Here is a 17,487-nt window from a genome sequence, read left to right on the forward strand (position 1 = left end):
TCAGCCTCCTCCGACAAAACTGAGCATCTCCAGGCGATCTCCTTCCCGGAGTTCAGTCGTCGGCCAAAATTCCTGTTTGATGATTTGCTGGTTGAGTTCAACAACCAGCGCCCCTGCATCAAGCTTTTTCCAAGCGATCAACTGAGCCAAAGTGCAGGACTCTATGCGTTCCTGTTTCCCGTTGACAAAAATATTCATAGGCAAAACCCTAAAAACCAAAAAGCCACTTACCCTCAAGGGAAGGGCAAGTGGCTGTAAAAAATACCTAAATCCGGATTTTTCCCGATTTATTGTTGTCTTGTCCGCTCTTCCCTACGCCAGTATTATCCGGATCAGGTTCAATGGGTATCATCTCAGACGCTGTGCGCCACCCCAAACGATGAATCAGGCTATATAAAGAATAAAAAGATTTGTCAACCCCAGGTTAGCCTACGGTTAATGAATTATGGAATTGTTGGTTTTTTCTATATTAGGGATGGGAAATATGGTAATTCAGTTCGGATACAAAATGAAAAAAACGGTGGGGAAATGGGGTGAGACCAATGGGGAAGGCGCAATTTTTTTTAGGACGGTTGCTTGCACACATGGTATTTTTCTATGTGATGTTTGCGGCCGTGTTTGCCCATGCCGGAATAAACAACGATCTGCTGACCCCGGAAGAAAAAACATATATCCAATCTAAAAAAAGTATCCGTATCGGCATTACGGATAACGAGCCGCCCTATTCATTTTATTCCCGGGGCGTGATCAACGGCTTTTCCATTGATCTGCTCCATATTATAGAGCAGGCCTCGGGCCTGAAATTCAACTTTGTTCTGGGCAGCTGGTTTAATGTTTACTCCTCATTTCAAAACGGAGATCTGGATGTGATCGACCAGATATCCTTCACTGAGGAGCGCAGCCATTGGATGCTTTTCACCCCGGCCTATCATGTGAAGGGGCTGGTCCTGTTCATGCGGGCCAACGATATTCCCCACCCTTTTAAGGGCCTTGCAAGTCTTGGGGGAAAGCGGGTCGGCATTATCCGGGATATCTATTACGAAGAGGCCTTGCGGCAGGATGATCATATAAGCGTTTATGAGTATGATGACTATATCTCACTGATGAAGGCACTCTCTTTCGGATGGGTGGATGCTGTGGTGGCAAGTGAAATGACCGGGAACTTTGTTATTCGCGACAACAGCCTTTCCGGCATCCGCATAGCAGGGCTCTTCAACGCCAGGGGGATTGCTGAAGAAGATTTCCGGCTGGGCATCTCACAACAAGAGCCCCTGCTTCAGTCGATCCTGACCAAGCTTTTAAAAGCCGTCCCGGCCCAGACCATAGAGAAACTGATCCGGAAGTGGAGCCGGCCGCCAAACATGGACAACAGCGTTTCCACACTGCGGCTGACCGATGAGGAGCAGGCATTTGTTGCCGGCCATCCTACAGTTTCCATGGGCATGTTATCTGATTTTTCCCCCTACAGTTTTGTCAGCCAGGGACGTCAGGTGGGATACAGTGCCTCTTTGCTCAGGATTATTTCAAAGCGGACCGGACTGAAATTTTCCTATGTTGTGGATGACTGGTCCCATGTTTTTTATCTTTTTAAAACCGGCCAGATAGATGCTATTGCCAATATCTCCTACGCCGAGGACCGCACAAAATTTACCCAATACACCGATGTCTATCACCAGATTCCCACAGTGGTATTTGTGCGCAACGATTTTAAAAACTACCAGGGGATCGGCAGCCTAAAGGGCCGGGTGGTGGGGATAACCCGGGATGTATTTTATAAAAAGGTGATTTCCCGGCTGGCAGGAGACGGGCTGCGGGAATACGACGATCATTCCGCCATAATGAGGGACCTCTCCTTTGGCAAACTGGACGCGGTGGTGATGGCCCTGAATACGGGGAATCATTATGTCCGGAAACTGGGGCTGGTCAATCTGGTTATTGCCGGTGAGTTCAGCACCGGGGAGATAAAGGCCGAAGACCTGCGATTCGGGGTCCGGCCGGATCTGGCCCCCCTGGCTGGTATTATCAACAAGGCCCTCCACTCCCTGTCGGCATCCGACTGGCAGCTGCTTGAAACGGCCTGGCTTTCTCCCCGGGCCGGCAGCGCCGCCACCTCCGGCTATACCCTTCAGTTTTCCGATAAAGAAGCCGCCTACCTGAAAGAAAAAAAAAGGCTGATACTTTGTGTCATCTCGGATAACCTGCCGTTTGGAAAAGTGGAAAGTGATGGCCGCTACATTGGAATCAGTGCGGATTTCATGGCGCTGTTTACAAAACAGCTACCCATACCTGTGGTGGTAAGGGAAAGCCGCAGCTGGGCACAGTTGCTTGAACAGATAAAACAACGACAATGCGATCTTTGCATGGACGCCATGAAAACACCGGACAAGCAACAGTTTATGGACTTTACCGATCCCTATTTCACTGTTCCCAACGTCATTGCCACCTCTGTGAATGCGCCGTTCATTGATGATTTCCGCAAATTTACGGACCGCCCCATGGGGGTTATCAAGGCCTCATCCATTTCGGAACTTTTAAAGTCTACCTATCCCGCCATGAATCTTGTGGAGATGGACAGCGAACTTGACGGTATTTACGAAGTCCAGCGGGGAACGCTTTTCGGGATGATCGGCACCATGACGGATATCGGCTATCATCTGCGGCAGGAAAAGATTGTGGATATAAAAATCGCCGGTAAAATGCCCTATAACCTGGAGGCGAGCATCGGCACAAGGAGTGACGAGCCCCTGCTGGGGGATATTTTCCAAAAACTGGTCCTGTCCCTGTCCGAAAAACAAAGGTCACAGGTGATGGATCACTGGCTCAGTGTGAAGGTAGAGCAAAAATTTGACTACTCTCCTTTCTGGAAAGCGCTGGGTGTGGTCATTGCCCTGACGATTGTCACCCTTTTCTGGACCCACAAAGTGCGCAAACTCAACCGGAAGCTGATCGAAGCCAATCGTGCATTAGAGGAATTAAGCCGCACAGACGGACTGACCCGGCTTTTCAACCGCCGGGTCTTTGATGAGGAGTTCACCCGTATCTTTAACCTGTGCAAACGTAGCGAAATCTCTTTTTCAGTGATAATTCTGGATATTGATTATTTCAAAAAAGTAAACGACACCCATGGGCACCCTGCCGGGGATGCCTGCCTGAAGCGGTTCGGCGCGATTCTGATAAAACGGTTCCAACGCAACTCCGATATTGTATGCCGGTTTGGCGGTGAGGAGTTCGGCATTATCTGTACCGGCAAGGATGCCGCAAAGGTTCACACCCATGTTAACGCGCTGCGCAGGTATATGGCAGATAACCCTGTCACATATAACGGGAAAAAGATTACATTCACCATCAGTGCGGGGATTTATTCAATGGTGCCCCAAATAGATACGCCTGCGCAGTTGTGTTTGGATATGGCGGACAAGGCCCTTTATCAGGCAAAAAGCACCGGGCGAAACCAGGTGGTGGATTTAAGTGTTCAAACGCACTAGATATCAACAGTACCATTAAAAACCGTTTGAGCCGGCCCGGTTTTAAAAATATGTCCGCTGGATTCATCCCATGAAATATCCAGATCTCCACCGTCGAGATGAACACGCACCTGCCGCCCTACCCGTCCCGTCAAATGGGCGGCTGTAACGGCACCACAGGCTCCGGTGCCGCAGGCAAGGGTTACCCCTGCCCCGCGTTCCCACACCCGCATTTTTATTTGGCTGTCAGAGATGACTTCAATGAACTCCACATTGGTTTTTTCAGGGAAACGTGGATGAGTTTCCACCACGGGACCAATGGTTTCAATGTCCACCAAAGACAGATCATCCACAAAGATCACCGCATGGGGATTCCCCATGGAGACACAGGAAACGGATGTTATGCCCTGCTCCGTTTCAATGGGAACTTCAAGGGCCATATCTCCGCCATGGACAAAAGGAATCTGATCGGGAACAAGCTTTGGTTTGCCCATATCCACGCAAACGGAGACCACCTGACCGTTTTGTTTTTTTTCAATCCGGGGCACCACGGTTCCGGCCAGGGTCTGCACATTCATTTCATCTTTAACAAGAATATTATTCTCGTACAGATATTTGGCAAAACAGCGCATGCCGTTACCGCACATTTCAGGTTCGGACCCGTCTGAATTAATGATGACAAATCGAATATCATGGGTATCGGAATGCCGGGCCAGGATGATGCCATCTGCACCGATGCCGAATCTCCTGTGGCACAACTGCACTGCCAGATCCGAATAGTCAATGTGGTCGGCAATTGCCTTGTCCCGGTCATCCAGCATGATAAAATCATTGCCGATACCGTGCATTTTCCAAAAATCTATGCGCATTGTTTTTCCTTTCTCTTTTTTTTAATTACTGAACCCGGGACAGGGTCTCCATAATCTGCTCACCAAGTGCCTCAACCTGCCAGTTCCGTATGCCCGGAGTCTGCGACAGCTCTTCCAGGCATGCCGGTTTGCTCATGGCCACAGCGGAAATCATATTGTTATTGATCAAAAATCCAGGCTCCATGGCCAGGGTCCGGGATGCGGCTTCACGCATTTTCTTTAATGCATCAATACGGCCAAGGACCTGGGAGGTTTTCCTGGGCATCCGGGTTTTGGGGTAAGAGGGCAGTTCCCGGTGGGGTAAGGCAAGGGCGGTTTGAATTGCCTTAACACACAACTGCCCGTACATGCCTGCCTGTTTAGGGCTGAGCGCCCGATGCTTCAACACCGCCTCAACACTGGCCGGCCGGCGCTGGACCATGGTCATGATGGACTGGTTGGACATAATCTTAAAGGGTGGCAGATCCTTTTTTTCTGCCTGGGAGAGCCGAACTTCCAACAAATGCTCCAGCACGGCAAGGCTTCGGTTATCAAGTTTGCCGGCCCCTTTGAACTTTCTGAACAAGGGCCTTAAATGATTGCTTTCGTATTTCACCCTGGCCTGCAAATCAAACTCCTCTTCGGCCCAGGCCAGGCGTCCGATCTTTTCAAGACGATCTTTTAAAAGATCATGCAGTTCCACAAGCGTTGCCACGTCTCCCACACTGTAGGCGATCATCTCATCTTTCAAGGGCCGTTTTGACCAGTCCACCTTCTGGTATTTTTTATCCACATCAATATCAAAAAAGGATTTCAATAATGCACCCAGGCCCCGTTCCTTGATATTTAAGAAACGACATGCGATCTCGGTGTCAAACAGGTTCTCAATTTCAACGGACAACTCCCGGTCCAGGCTTCTGACATCAAAATCCGACCCATGGAACACCTTGATAATCTCCGGGTCTTCAAGGAGTTGAGAAAAGGGTGAAAAATCATTGATCAAAAAAGGATCCACCAGCCAGGCCTGGTCTAGTCCCGCAATCTGGATCAGGCATATCTTTTCTGAAAAACAATGCATGGAATCGGCTTCCAGATCCACACCGATGATCTCACAGGGTTCGAGTTTCAGGCATACTTGCGCCAGGTCTTTGTCCGTTGTTACAAACTGATAAACCACCTTAGTTTTCCCTTGATTGTTTAAAACACTTCTTTTAAAATTCTTTTTTTAAATTTAACGGCTTTTAATTACAATGCTTGATCATACGCTGCCTTGGGAAATAGGGCAAGGTCGGGGCATGATATATAAACAGGAAGTAAAAAAATGATTCAAATAACTTTCCCGGATAATGCAGTCAAAGAATTTAACGAACCGCCCACAGGCATGGATGTGGCAAAAAGCATTTCCGAAGGATTTGCCCGAAACTGCGTGGCTATGGAAATAGACGGTCAAGCTCTCGATTTAGGCTCGGTCATTGAAAAGGACAGTGCAGTAAGCTTTATCACAGCGAAAGACGATCAAGGCCTGGATATCCTGCGTCACTCTTCGGCCCATGTCATGGCCGAAGCCGTGCTTAACCTTTATCCGGACGCCAAACTGACCATCGGCCCGGTGGTGGAAGACGGATTTTATTATGATATCGACATGGACCCGGTGAGCGAGGCAGACCTTGAAAAAATCGAGGCTGAGATGAAAAAAATCATCAAGGCCAAGGCCGGTTTTGAACGCAAAGTGGTCACGCGTCAGGAAGCACTTGATCTGTTTGCCGACAACCCCTTTAAGGTGGAACTGATCAATGAACTGCCCGAAGGCGAAGAGATCTCTTTGTACCAGAACGGCAAATTCGTTGACCTGTGCCGCGGCCCCCATATCCCCAATACCGGCATGATCAAAGGTGTTAAACTTCTCAAAACTTCCGGCGCCTACTGGCGGGCGGACCAGTCCAGGGAGCAGCTCCAGCGTCTGTACGGCATCTCCTTTTTTGACAAAAAGAAGCTCAATGCCTATCTGACCATGATCGAGGAAGCCAAAAAGCGGGACCACAGAAAACTTGGTACCCGCCTGGACCTGTACTCTTTCCATGACGAAGCACCGGGCATGCCCTTTTTCCACGCCAAGGGCATTGCCATGTGGAATGCGTTGTTGGATTACTGGCGCATGGAGCACAAAAAAGACGGGTATGTGGAGACCAAAACCCCTGTGATGATGACCCGAAAACTCTGGGAACAAAGCGGCCACTGGGCAAACTACCGCGAAAACATGTACACTTCCACCATTGATGACGAGGAATACGCTATCAAGCCCATGAACTGCCCCGGCGGCATGATTCTTTTCAAAACAAAATCCCACTCTTATAAAGATCTGCCCCACCGTGCCGGAGAGATTGGGCTGGTGCACCGCCATGAATTGTCAGGTGCGTTGTCAGGATTGTTCCGGGTCCGGGCCTTTCACCAGGATGATGCCCATATTTTCATGACCCCGGACCAGATCCAGGACGAAGTGTTGGGCGTTTTGAAACTGGCTGAACGGGTCTATGCGCGGTTTGGGCTATCCTTTCATCTGGAGTTGTCCACACGGCCTGAAAAATCAATCGGCACGGATGAACAATGGGAAACCGCCACCAACGGTCTGCGCAATGCCATGGAGGCCTATGGCACGGAATTCATGATCAATGAAGGGGATGGTGCATTTTACGGTCCCAAAATAGACATCCATATCAAGGATGCTTTGGGCAGGACCTGGCAATGCGGCACGATCCAGCTGGACATGGCGTTGCCGGAACGCTTTGACCTGACCTACAAAGGCGCAGACAATGAAAAGCACCGGCCCATTATGATCCACCGGGTGATCTATGGTTCCATGGAGCGGTTCTTCGGCATCCTTGTGGAGCATTTCGCAGGCAAATTTCCCCTGTGGCTGGCCCCGGTCCAGGCCGTTGTCCTGCCCATCACCCAGGACCTGGCCCCCTATGCCAAAGAGATCCGGCATCTGCTGGAGGTCCATGGCATCCGCTGCGAGGTGGATGAACGCAGCGAAACATTAAAGAAAAAAATCAGGGAAGCCCAGCTGAACTACATTCCTTTGATCATCACCATTGGTGATAAGGAAAAGGAAGACAAGGTCCTGTCCGTGCGCACCCTGGACGGCAAGGTCAAAATGGGAATAACCCACAAAGAGTTTTTGACCAAGGTGTGTGCCCATATCAAAGATCGGATATTAGAAGAGATCGCCCTTTAATATTCAGGCAAGATCAAGTTTCAGGGGCGGTCCGGTTTGTGGCCGCCCTTTTTTCTCAGGTAGACCAGGAGACAAATCATGGCTGATTTTTCCGATAAACTGGTACGGATTCTCAATTACGGTTCCCTGAACCTTGCCTTGGGGATAGGCTACGCCCTTAAAATCTTTGATGTCATGGATGAAAAAGGCTGTGCCCTGAGCCTTGGGGAACTTTCCAAGGCAACAGGCCTGGACGCACGATATCTCAAGGAGTGGCTGGGGATCATGGTCACCGGCGGCATTATCGAGATGACGGAAAAGCCTGACACAGATGACACCTTTTTTCTGCCTTCTTCCCATGGCGAGCTTTTGTGCAGAAGGGCCGGGAACAATAATTTGGGGGTTTACACCCAGGAAATTCCGTTGCTGACCTCCTGTGCCATGGCGGCTGTAAAACAAGGCTTTCAAACAGGCCAGGGGGTTCCCTTTTCCAATTATCCGGATTTTCAGGAGTTCATGTCAGAGCTGGCCGATGCCAAGCACCGAAAGGTATTAATCCAGGAATTTATTCCCTATGTTGACCAGGGTCGGCTGGAAAAGAGACTGCAGCAAGGGATCCGGGTCTGTGATCTGGGCTGCGGTCAGGGCGTGGCGGCCTGTCTGATGGCCCAGGCCTACCCAAACTCTGAATTTGTCGGCATGGACAACCATGAAAAGGCGCTTGAACAGGCCCGGGCTTTATCCAAATCATTTGGCTTGTCCAATATCGAATTCATAAACCAGGATGCCGCTAAAATCTGTGATACGCCAGAATTCAGCCGGCACTTTGATTATGTATGCGCCTTTGACGCCGTCCACGACCAGTCCCATCCCTTGGACGCATTAAAAGGAGTGAAATACATGTTGCGTGATGAAGGCCTTTTTTCCATGATCGATATTAAGGCATCAACGAACATCAAGGACAATACAAATCATCCCATGGGACCGTTTTTGTATACGGTAAGCCTGATGCACTGCATGCCCATCGGCCTCAACGACAACGGCTCGGGACTTGGCATGATGTGGGGCAAACAGCAGGCCATGGATCTGCTCAGAGAAGCGGGCTTTTCAAAGGTTTGCGCTGAAGAGATTCCCAATGATTCTTTTAATCTGCATTTTTTATGCGCCCCGTAATTGAACCTGTATCTAAAAAAAAGGGAGCAATACGCCATGAAAATCACCTGTTTGCTTGAAAACAACACTACGGACCCGCAACTGGCCCCTGACCACGGTTTAAGTTTTTTTATCCGCACACGCGACCGGTCCATTCTCTTTGATATGGGCCAGGACAGCAAATTTGCAGACAATGCCCGGCATCTTGGTGTGGATCTGACGAAAACAGACCTGTCGGTACTCTCCCACGGGCACTATGACCATGGCGGCGGTCTTCCATACTTTCAAAAAATCAATTCAACCGCTGAAACCATCATGACCCAAAAGGCCTTTGATGAAAAATACTATGCCCAGTATCTCAATTATGATCCCAAATACATCGGCCTTGACACAGATGCCATTGACCAAAGCCGTTGCCGGTTTATTGATTCGGACCTGGCCTTGTCCGAGGATTTAACCATTATCACGGACTTCTCAAAAAAGGGTTTCATCCCCAAGAACAATGCAGGTCTTTTCAGGCAGAACAAAGACGGCCAACTTGTTGACGATGAGTTCACCCATGAACTGGCCCTGCTGATTGAGGAGGCTGGCACCACGGTGCTGTTCACCGGGTGCGCCCACTCGGGTATGGGGAATATGATTGATACGGTCCTTACCCGTACAGGCCGGAATCATATTGACCATGTCATCGGCGGATTTCACCTGTATAACCGGGTAACCCGAGTCACTGAAGCAGACAGCCGCCTGGACATCCTGGTCAATGAACTGTCATCTTATGCCGGCACAACCTATTATACCGGCCACTGTACAGGCCCTGATGCGCCGGCTTACATGTCCCAAAAAATGGGACGCCCTATTCATGTGTTTGCCACCGGCACCCGGCTTGAAATCTGAATTATCCGAAATCAACAATAAAATTCTTTGCAGGCATCCTGATATAACAGCCATGGGCTGATCTGGTCTATCGAGACCCAGACTCAGCCCACAACGAATGTTGAAAGATATGTATCGCTTACACAGACTTTCTTATAAAAAACTGATAGAAAAAATTCTATGGATATCCGGCTTCGTCAGGTACAATGTAGATAATTTCTAAAAAATTAAGAGGCAATCCATTGAAAAAATATTATTTTGTCTCCTTTGCACTGATCGGCGTTCTTTTCTGGCTGTATACCCTAAAAAGCAACGATATTGTCGGTAAACAAATCGTTTTGGGACAGAGCTGTGCACTCAGCGGTCCGGCAGCCCAGCTTGGCCGGCAAATGATGAAAGGAGCAACTGCCTGTTTTTCATTTATTAACGGTCAAGGCGGTGTACATGGGCGAACCATCCGCTTGATTACGTACGATGATTTTTACGAGCCGGATTATGCCAGGAAAAACACCATTGAACTGATAACCCGGCAGCATGTTTTCGCAATGTTTGGCGAAGTGGGGACCCCCACGTCCAAGGCTGCATTGCCTGAGGCACAAAAATATCATGTTCCTTTCCTTATGCCTTTTACCGGCGCTGAATTTCTACGAAACCCACCCAGTCCGTTGATTGTCAACCTGCGCAACAGCTATTATGCTGAAACTGAAGCGCTGGTAGAATATTTGAGGTTAACGTATCATATCGATAAAATTGCTGTTTTCTACCAGAATGACAGTTATGGTAAAGCCGGCCGGGAAGGTGTAAGACGCGCACTGGAAAAGCGCGGCCTGAAAATTGCTGCTGAAGGCCGCTATCGAAGAAACACCTTGTCCTATCGAAATGCCCTGCAGACGATCAAACTATCAGAACCCGAGGCGGTGATTATGATTGGTGCCTATAAACCGTGTACCGAGTTTATCAAGTCGGCCAAAAAGAGCGGAATGGACGCTACCGTATTTTGTAATATTTCATTTGTGGGAAGTGATGATCTGATCCGGGCCCTTGAGGGGCAGACAGAAAATGTTTTGATTTCACAGGTCGTACCGCTCCCGTGGGACAATAAAAATGAGGCGGCCCAGGAGTATCGGAAAATATATAAAGCGTATTATCCCGATGATCCTTACGGGTTTGTTTCATTTGAAGGATTCCTTGCGGCCAAACTGGTTGTCAAGGCCTTGGAAAAGGCAGGGCAGGACCTTACCCGGAAAAACTTTATGGCGGCCTTTGAACAGCTTGACAGGAAGGCTTTGGACGGATTCGAAATAACGATTGCACCCGACGACAGACAGGCTTTGGAACGGGTTTTCATTACGAACTACCACGATGGCAATTTTCAACAGCTTGAAGAAGTGTGGGTGACCAATGATTAATCGTGCACTATCATACCTTCGATCATCAGACGTATCTGTTCAGAGCCGCTTCCTTTTCATTGGGATCGGGGTCCTGATTTTTTCGTCTGCCGCAGGATTTGGGGGATATGTATTTTTTTCCAAAAACCTGTTCCAGGATATGTATGATCTGCATGTGAATCCTATCCTGCACCTGAATGAGATGAAAAACATCTACACCATAAACACCCTTGATACGATTGATGAGATGCTCAGTGGCCATGTCTCTGGCGATGATGCAAAGGAGATCCTTGAGCTTGCCCAAAACCTGGTAAAAAAAGAGTGGCAGTCGTATCGTTTGATTCTTGAATCTGAAAAGCATCTTCACAACCAGATTAACCATGCCGCAAAGGCGCATTTGCTTGACGAAGGAGAAAAAATCTTTGAGACGGTTCAACAACGGATAAACGAGTTGGTGGATGCAATAAAAACAGACAACAAGACAGAGATACCGAATCTGCTCTCTCAGCAGATTCGGCCGGTTATCATCAGTGCCATCGACATCCTCAATGATCTGATTGAATCCGAGGTAGCCGGTATCCAACAAAGCACTCAGTTTATGCGGCAACATTTTAACCACCTGATTTTCATTGTATTGCCCATTTTTGTTCTCGGCTTTGCACTGATTTTTATTTTTGTCAGGTTTATTCTGTCCAATATTAAATACATTACGCAACAGCTCAGCCGTTCACAGCAGGAACTTTGGGACGCAAATCAGTTACTGGAATATCGGGTTGAAAAACGGACAAGTGAAATTCAGGAAATGGCTGAAAAAGCAGAATCAGCCAATAAAGCCAAAAGTGAATTCCTGGCCAACATGAGCCACGAAATCCGAACGCCTATGAATGCTATCATCGGCATGTCCAGTCTGGCCCTGCAGATGGATCTGGACGAAAAGACACGCAATTACATTTCCAAGGTGCACCGGTCGGCAGAGTCCTTGCTGGGCATCCTCAACGACATCCTTGATTTTTCCAAAATTGAGTCCGGAAAAATGAACTTGGAAAACATCGATTTTTCCCTGGAGGATGTGATGCTCAACCTGTTGAATATCATCGGTATCAGAGCCGGCAAGAAGGGGCTGGAAATGATGTATAATATCACGCCCCAAATTCCTATAGCGTTAATAGGCGACCCCATGAGATTGGGCCAGATCCTGTTGAATCTGTGTAATAATGCGGTTAAATTCACGGACAGGGGAGGAGAAATTGTTGTTTCGGTTTCCATGGAGGAAACGAGAGACAAAGACAATCAGGTCAAATTACGGTTTTCAGTGAAGGATTCCGGCATCGGAATGAGCGGGGAAGAGCGGCGAAATCTGTTTCAGCCTTTCAGCCAGGCAGACACCTCCATTACACGGAAATACGGCGGAACAGGCTTGGGACTATCCATTTGCATACAACTGGTGCGGATGATGGGGGGCAGGATGTGGGTTGAAAGTGAACCTGGGGCCGGGAGCACCTTTTATTTCACGGTACTGCTCGGCAAACAGGAAGAGCAGCCGGTGTGTTTCCGTCTTGAAAAGCAGAAACCCAACAGCCCTGGAAAGGTGACAGATGCAATAAATAAACTGCGCGGCACCAGGGTGCTTCTGGTTGAAGACAATGAAATAAACCAGGAACTGGCCATGGAACTTTTAATGAATAACGGCATCCAGGTAGATTGCGCCTTTGACGGGCAGCAAGCCCTGGAACGTCTTGGCCAGAAGCACTATGACGGCGTTTTAATGGACTGTCAGATGCCGGTAATGGACGGCTATACCGCCACTAAAAAAATACGGCAAAACCCTGAGTTTGAAAAACTGCCCGTCATCGCCATGACGGCCCATGCCATGGTCGGGGACCGTCAAAAAAGCCTTGATGCGGGCATGAATGATTATATTTCCAAACCGCTCAATGTAGATAAAATGTTCATGACCATGGCCAGATGGATAGTTTCTGCTGAACCGACTACAAAGAATGATGAGAATCCCCTTAAAAAGGATGTAGAGCCTGGCCTGCCAAATATTCCAGGCATCAATACCAAGGCCGGTTTGAACATAACGCAGAACAATGTCAAATTGTACCGTAAGCTGCTCTTAAAGTTCCTCGACAAGCAGGCAAATTTCATCGAAACCTTTAAGAATGCTTGGGAAAGCGATGACACCCAGACTGCAGAAATTGCTGCGCATACATTGAAAGGCGTGGCCGGTAACCTTGGGATGACGGACCTGTTCACCTGCGCATCTGCCCTTGAGGTTGCCGTCAAGGAGGCTGCTGGGAATGTGGAGGCCTTGCTTAATGACGTTTCTGCCGAATTAAAACCTGTGCTTGCCGGGCTGCAGACCCTGCAGAAAAGCTCCTCTGCCGAAAAATCAGATGCGGATGATATTGTTGAATTCAATCGTATTAAACCCCTGCTGGCCGAACTCGGATACTTCCTGGGTGAAAACGATACGAAATCAATTGAGGTGGCCGGAAAGCTTATTCCTTTTTTCCAGAACACAGCGCATCGCGGATCATTTGAACAAATAATGCAGACGATTAAGGATTATGAGTTTGAGCAGGCTGAAAAGGATTTGCAGGAATTTGCATCTACATTAAGCTAATATTATTACTTCGCTGAAATCCATTTCGCCATTGTTTTATACATCTCATCCGGATCTATCGGTTTAGCGATATGATCGTTCATTCCGGCATCCAACGCCTTTTCCCGATCACCCACCATGGCATTGGCCGTCATGGCAATGACGGGTAAGTCTTTGAATTTTTTCTGTTCACGGATTTTCCGGGTTGCCTCATATCCGTCCATTACCGGCATCTGACAGTCCATCAGAACACCGTCAAAATTTTGATCTGCCAACATGTTGAGTGCTTCCAGGCCATCATTCGCCGTTTCAACCAGAATATCATTATGGGTTAAAAGTTCCGTAGCCAGTTCCTGGTTGATTTCATTATCCTCGACAAGAAGAATCCTGCTGCCGCGAATTTTTGCCAGTGCCTGACTAACGGTCCTTTCATTTATTGCAGCAGATGAATCTATTTTGTCCGAGTGCTCAACCTGTTTGCCAAGACGGACCGTAAAGGAAAAAGTACTGCCGACATCCTTTACACTCTCCACCCAAATCTTACCATCCATCAGTTGAACGATTTTTTTTGAGATCATTAAGCCAAGCCCGGTTCCACCATATTGGCGGGTCGTTGAGCCATCTGCCTGGGTGAATGGCCGGAATAATTTCTTTTGTTGTTCGACAGACATACCAATGCCTGTATCTTGAACTGAAAATTGCAAAACAGCTGTTGTTTCGTCTTGTTCCTTCATGCTTATTTTAAGGGATACCATGTCCCCTTCATTACTGAATTTTACGGCATTGCCACCAAGATTGATCAATACCTGGCTTAGTCGATGGAGGTCACCATTCAGGGCTTTGGGGACATCACGCTCAATCTTTACCACAACTTTAACATCCTTTTTTTGGGCGCCGAAATTGATCGTGTTAACCATGTTGTCGATGACCTCTTTGAGTTGGAAATCTATATTTTCCATTTCCACCTTTCCGGCATCAATTTTTGAAAAATCAAGGATTTCATTGAGAATGACAAGGAGATTTTCTGCTGAGTAGTGTGCCTTTTCAATATAATTTTTTTGTTTATCATCCAGATCGGTCTGCAGTGCCAGGTGCATCATACCAAGGATGGCGTTCATGGGTGTCCGGATCTCGTGGCTCATGTTGGCCAGGAATTCTGATTTAGCCTGGTTGGCAGCTTCGGCTTCGTACTTGGCTATCTGCAGTTCCGCATTGGCGGTTTCAAGATCCATCGTCCGTTCACTGACACGCTTTTCGAGTTCACCATGGGCTTGTTGCAGGGCGGTCAGCAGATTTTCCTTTTCATTAATGGATTTGCTGATGGAATGAATCATTTTATTCAGTATTTTTCCCAATGCCTTGATTTCCCTTGTCCCGGTGATGGGGATGTCACCGGATGATATTCCGCCCTTTTCAATGCCTTCAGCGGCAACCATCAATTTCCTTAAAGGATTTGTCAGGGTTTTTGAAAGAAGTACGGATAAAATAATGGAGAGTACAAGAAAGATGATTGACAAAAAGAAAATGGTTTTTATCAAGCCCTGGGATGCACTTTCGATTTCATTCACATAAACGGAGCTTGCAATATACCAGTCAAATGGGGGGAAGTATTCAATGTAGGCCCGTTTTAAAAATTTGAATTCCCCTCTATGCCCTGGTTTGTCCCAGATATATTCATACGCCTTTTCAGGTGTTTGGGACGCCGTCATTAAATCTTTGAATAGAGGATTCCCCGTGGAAGGATTGATCAGGACGCTACCGTCAGGCCCGGTAACGGTAGGGTGGACCACGACTTGATTGTCCCCGGTGAAAATAAACATGTAGCCGCTTTTGGCCAGGCGAACCTTTGAAAATGTCTGCCGGAGTTCAGAGACGATGGCATCCAGCCTTTTCCGGGCGTCGAGTTCAATGTCTTCAATATAAACCCCGGTTCCGATAACCCAGTCCCATGGTTTGAAAAGTGCGACATAAGAAATTTTGGGCTGATCTTCAGTCAGGCCGTTTTCGGTGGGTTTGGGCCACAGGTAATCGACATATCCCTGCCCCTTGGCAAGACAGATATCCACAAATGCCTGGAAAAGGTTCTGTTTAATCCCCAGCGCGCAATTGAATTTTGGATCGTCAAGAATGGTATTGTCCAGCCCAGGGATAGTCGGATGCATGATCATCCTGGGTATCGGGCGTCCAGTGTCATTAATCCACAGATACCCCACACCCTTGTCATACCTCATATCCCGGATTATAGCGATGGCTTGCTTCTTCGCCTCTTCCTGGGTCAAAATACCCTGGCTAAATTTATCGTAGAACTGATGGATCGCTCCAATAGCCATTGTGACAACGTTTTTTCTTTCGTTTTTCCGGGTTTCAAGTAGATTCTTTTTATGAAAAAGCAGACTCTCGTATTCATTTTCGACACTCAGCACAACCGTGTTCAATATATTTCTTGCGTTTTCTTCCTGAAGCTCGGACAGGGTTTTTAATGTTTCTTTTTGAACACAATAGATGATACCGGTAACAGTTGAAACAACAATAAACACGACTATCATCAGTATTCTTGATCGCAAGGATTGTAACATTTGCTCTCCGGATAATGTTTCGGCAAGAATGATCTGTATTACAGATACCATTTTTTTCTGTCAGAGTGCCAGGTATTTTCAACCATTACCAAGTTAAGATTTGGCAGAAAAATATATCCCGGCATGATCAATCGTTCCAAAAATAGTAGAAATAAAAAAAATTTTGAAAGATCGTCTTCGTTGGTGTAAACTTTTATACATCGTAACTCGTTATAATTTATTTTTTTCTTAACATTTGTGGTGGATATGGACAATAAACCAATCCTTGGAATCGGCTATTTGAATATTGACGACCATCTCATTCTCGGCGTCACGGAAAGAAAGACATTTAAAAAACGAAAAAATCGTATTCATCCGGGTAGCAGAGGGATGCTTGCCCTGCTTCTGGCCGGTATACTTTTTTTTATCATTGCAGGGCATCCCATACCTGCGGCAGCAAAAAAGCAGATCACAATAGGCATCCTCATGGCCAACGACACCCGCCAAAACTCGGTAAACGGTTTTAAAGACGGCATGACATATTTTGCAAACACTTGTACTGAAAAATTCACGTATACTATTTTAAATGCCGACAATCAAAAGCACAAGCTGCCGACACTTGCCAACGAAATTATTGAGGCTAAGCCGAATATTGCCGTGGCTGCAGGGGGGATTGAAGCAGATGCCCTGTTAGTCGCCACCAGGGGGACGGACATCCCCGTGGTGTTTCTTGCGGTCTCCTCATCCATTGACAGGGGGCTGTCCTCAAACATGACGGCTCCGGACAAAAATATCACCGGCATAGAGACGAATGACACCAATATTACAGCCAAGCGAATGTGGTTCATTAAACGGATTCTGCCCGGTGCCCGTAAAATATTCTGCTTTCATATGCCCTCCAACGTCGCCTCTGTGGAATCCATCAAAATCGCCCGAAAAAAAGCAAAAGAACTCGGCCTGGAACTTGTCGTAAAAAAAGTGGAAACCGTTTATGATATCCGCAGCACAGCGCAGATGATCTTTCGGGAGAATGTGGATGTGATCCTTTTAAATCCGGTGGCCGTCATTGACGGAGCCCTCAAGGAGATCATCCTGCCAAGGGCCATGGAACAAAAAATTCCGGTATTCGGGTATGGCATGGCATACATAGAAAAAGGCGCCTTTGCCTCATATGCCGGTTCCAGGTATCTCAACGGAAAACAGGCTGCCCGGCTGGCACATAAAATTGTCCACGGTGAAAGCCCCAGGAACATTCCCATTGAAACACCTGAAAAATACGAATTCATTATTAATACATGGATGGTAAAAAAACTGGGGCTCACACTCCCGCCCAACATGTATAAAATGGCGGACAAAATCGTCGAGATTGAATTTTAAAAAAAAGAGGC

At 47.6% G+C, this 17,487-nt stretch carries 11 protein-coding genes and 1 riboswitch; of the genes, 7 read left to right on the forward strand and 4 right to left on the reverse strand.

All coding sequences use genetic code 11. The features are described 5' to 3' along the window. Positions 1-198 carry a sulfur carrier protein ThiS gene (gene thiS / locus B147_RS0102675; protein ID WP_020585710.1) on the reverse strand — a complete coding sequence of 66 codons (198 nt, stop codon included), beginning with the start codon at positions 196-198 and terminating at the stop codon, positions 1-3. A gap of 92 nt (positions 199-290) precedes the next feature. After that, positions 291-385, reverse strand: a riboswitch (TPP riboswitch). Positions 386-542: 157 nt separating this feature from the next. Here thiS and B147_RS0102680 point away from each other — a divergent pair. Continuing rightward, positions 543-3,485: a transporter substrate-binding domain-containing diguanylate cyclase gene (locus tag B147_RS0102680; RefSeq protein ID WP_020585711.1), complete on the forward strand. Its 2,943-nt coding sequence runs from the start codon at positions 543-545 to the stop codon at positions 3,483-3,485. Here B147_RS0102680 and dapF read toward each other — a convergent pair. Together dapF and B147_RS0102690 are read right to left on the reverse strand one after the other, a co-directional pair. Continuing rightward, positions 3,482-4,333 carry a diaminopimelate epimerase gene (gene dapF / locus B147_RS0102685; protein WP_020585712.1) on the reverse strand — a complete coding sequence of 284 codons (852 nt, stop codon included), beginning with the start codon at positions 4,331-4,333 and terminating at the stop codon, positions 3,482-3,484. The two genes, B147_RS0102680 and dapF, sit on opposite strands and share 4 nt — an antisense overlap. Before the next feature lie 25 nt (positions 4,334-4,358). Further along, positions 4,359-5,489 (reverse strand): ribonuclease D, encoded by a 1,131-nt coding sequence (locus B147_RS0102690; RefSeq protein ID WP_020585713.1) that lies wholly within the window; start codon positions 5,487-5,489, stop codon positions 4,359-4,361. 144 nt (positions 5,490-5,633) lie between these two features. Here B147_RS0102690 and thrS point away from each other — a divergent pair, with 144 nt between their 5' ends. The 5 genes from thrS (at position 5,634) to B147_RS27190 (ending at position 13,565) form a co-directional block, all read left to right on the forward strand. Next, complete coding sequence (gene thrS, locus B147_RS0102695; RefSeq protein WP_020585714.1) at positions 5,634-7,547, forward strand: threonine--tRNA ligase; 1,914 nt, start codon at positions 5,634-5,636, stop codon at positions 7,545-7,547. 78 nt (positions 7,548-7,625) lie between these two features. Further along, positions 7,626-8,699 carry a class I SAM-dependent methyltransferase gene (locus B147_RS0102700; protein ID WP_020585715.1) on the forward strand — a complete coding sequence of 358 codons (1,074 nt, stop codon included), beginning with the start codon at positions 7,626-7,628 and terminating at the stop codon, positions 8,697-8,699. A 36-nt stretch (positions 8,700-8,735) separates the two neighbouring features. Next, positions 8,736-9,572, forward strand: a complete 837-nt coding sequence (locus tag B147_RS0102705) for an MBL fold metallo-hydrolase (protein WP_020585716.1) — start codon at positions 8,736-8,738, stop codon at positions 9,570-9,572. A 221-nt stretch (positions 9,573-9,793) separates the two neighbouring features. Further along, positions 9,794-10,960, forward strand: coding sequence for an ABC transporter substrate-binding protein (locus tag B147_RS0102710; protein ID WP_020585717.1), 1,167 nt, complete (start codon positions 9,794-9,796; stop codon positions 10,958-10,960). Then, positions 10,953-13,565, forward strand: coding sequence for an ATP-binding protein (locus B147_RS27190; RefSeq protein WP_083927791.1), 2,613 nt, complete (start codon positions 10,953-10,955; stop codon positions 13,563-13,565). The genes B147_RS0102710 and B147_RS27190 overlap by 8 nt, the downstream gene beginning before the upstream one ends. A gap of 5 nt (positions 13,566-13,570) precedes the next feature. Here B147_RS27190 and B147_RS29925 read toward each other — a convergent pair whose 3' ends face one another. Further along, the gene (locus B147_RS29925) at positions 13,571-16,090 is read right to left on the reverse strand and encodes a cache domain-containing protein (protein WP_020585720.1); all 2,520 of its coding nucleotides are present in this window, start codon (positions 16,088-16,090) and stop codon (positions 13,571-13,573) included. Positions 16,091-16,366: 276 nt separating this feature from the next. Between B147_RS29925 and B147_RS0102735 the strand changes: the two genes are divergently transcribed. Continuing rightward, positions 16,367-17,476: an ABC transporter substrate-binding protein gene (locus tag B147_RS0102735; RefSeq protein ID WP_020585722.1), complete on the forward strand. Its 1,110-nt coding sequence runs from the start codon at positions 16,367-16,369 to the stop codon at positions 17,474-17,476. Positions 17,477-17,487: the final 11 nt, after the last annotated feature.

Origin of the sequence: Desulfobacter curvatus DSM 3379, assembly GCF_000373985.1 — a bacterium.
Lineage (GTDB): Bacteria > Desulfobacterota > Desulfobacteria > Desulfobacterales > Desulfobacteraceae > Desulfobacter > Desulfobacter curvatus.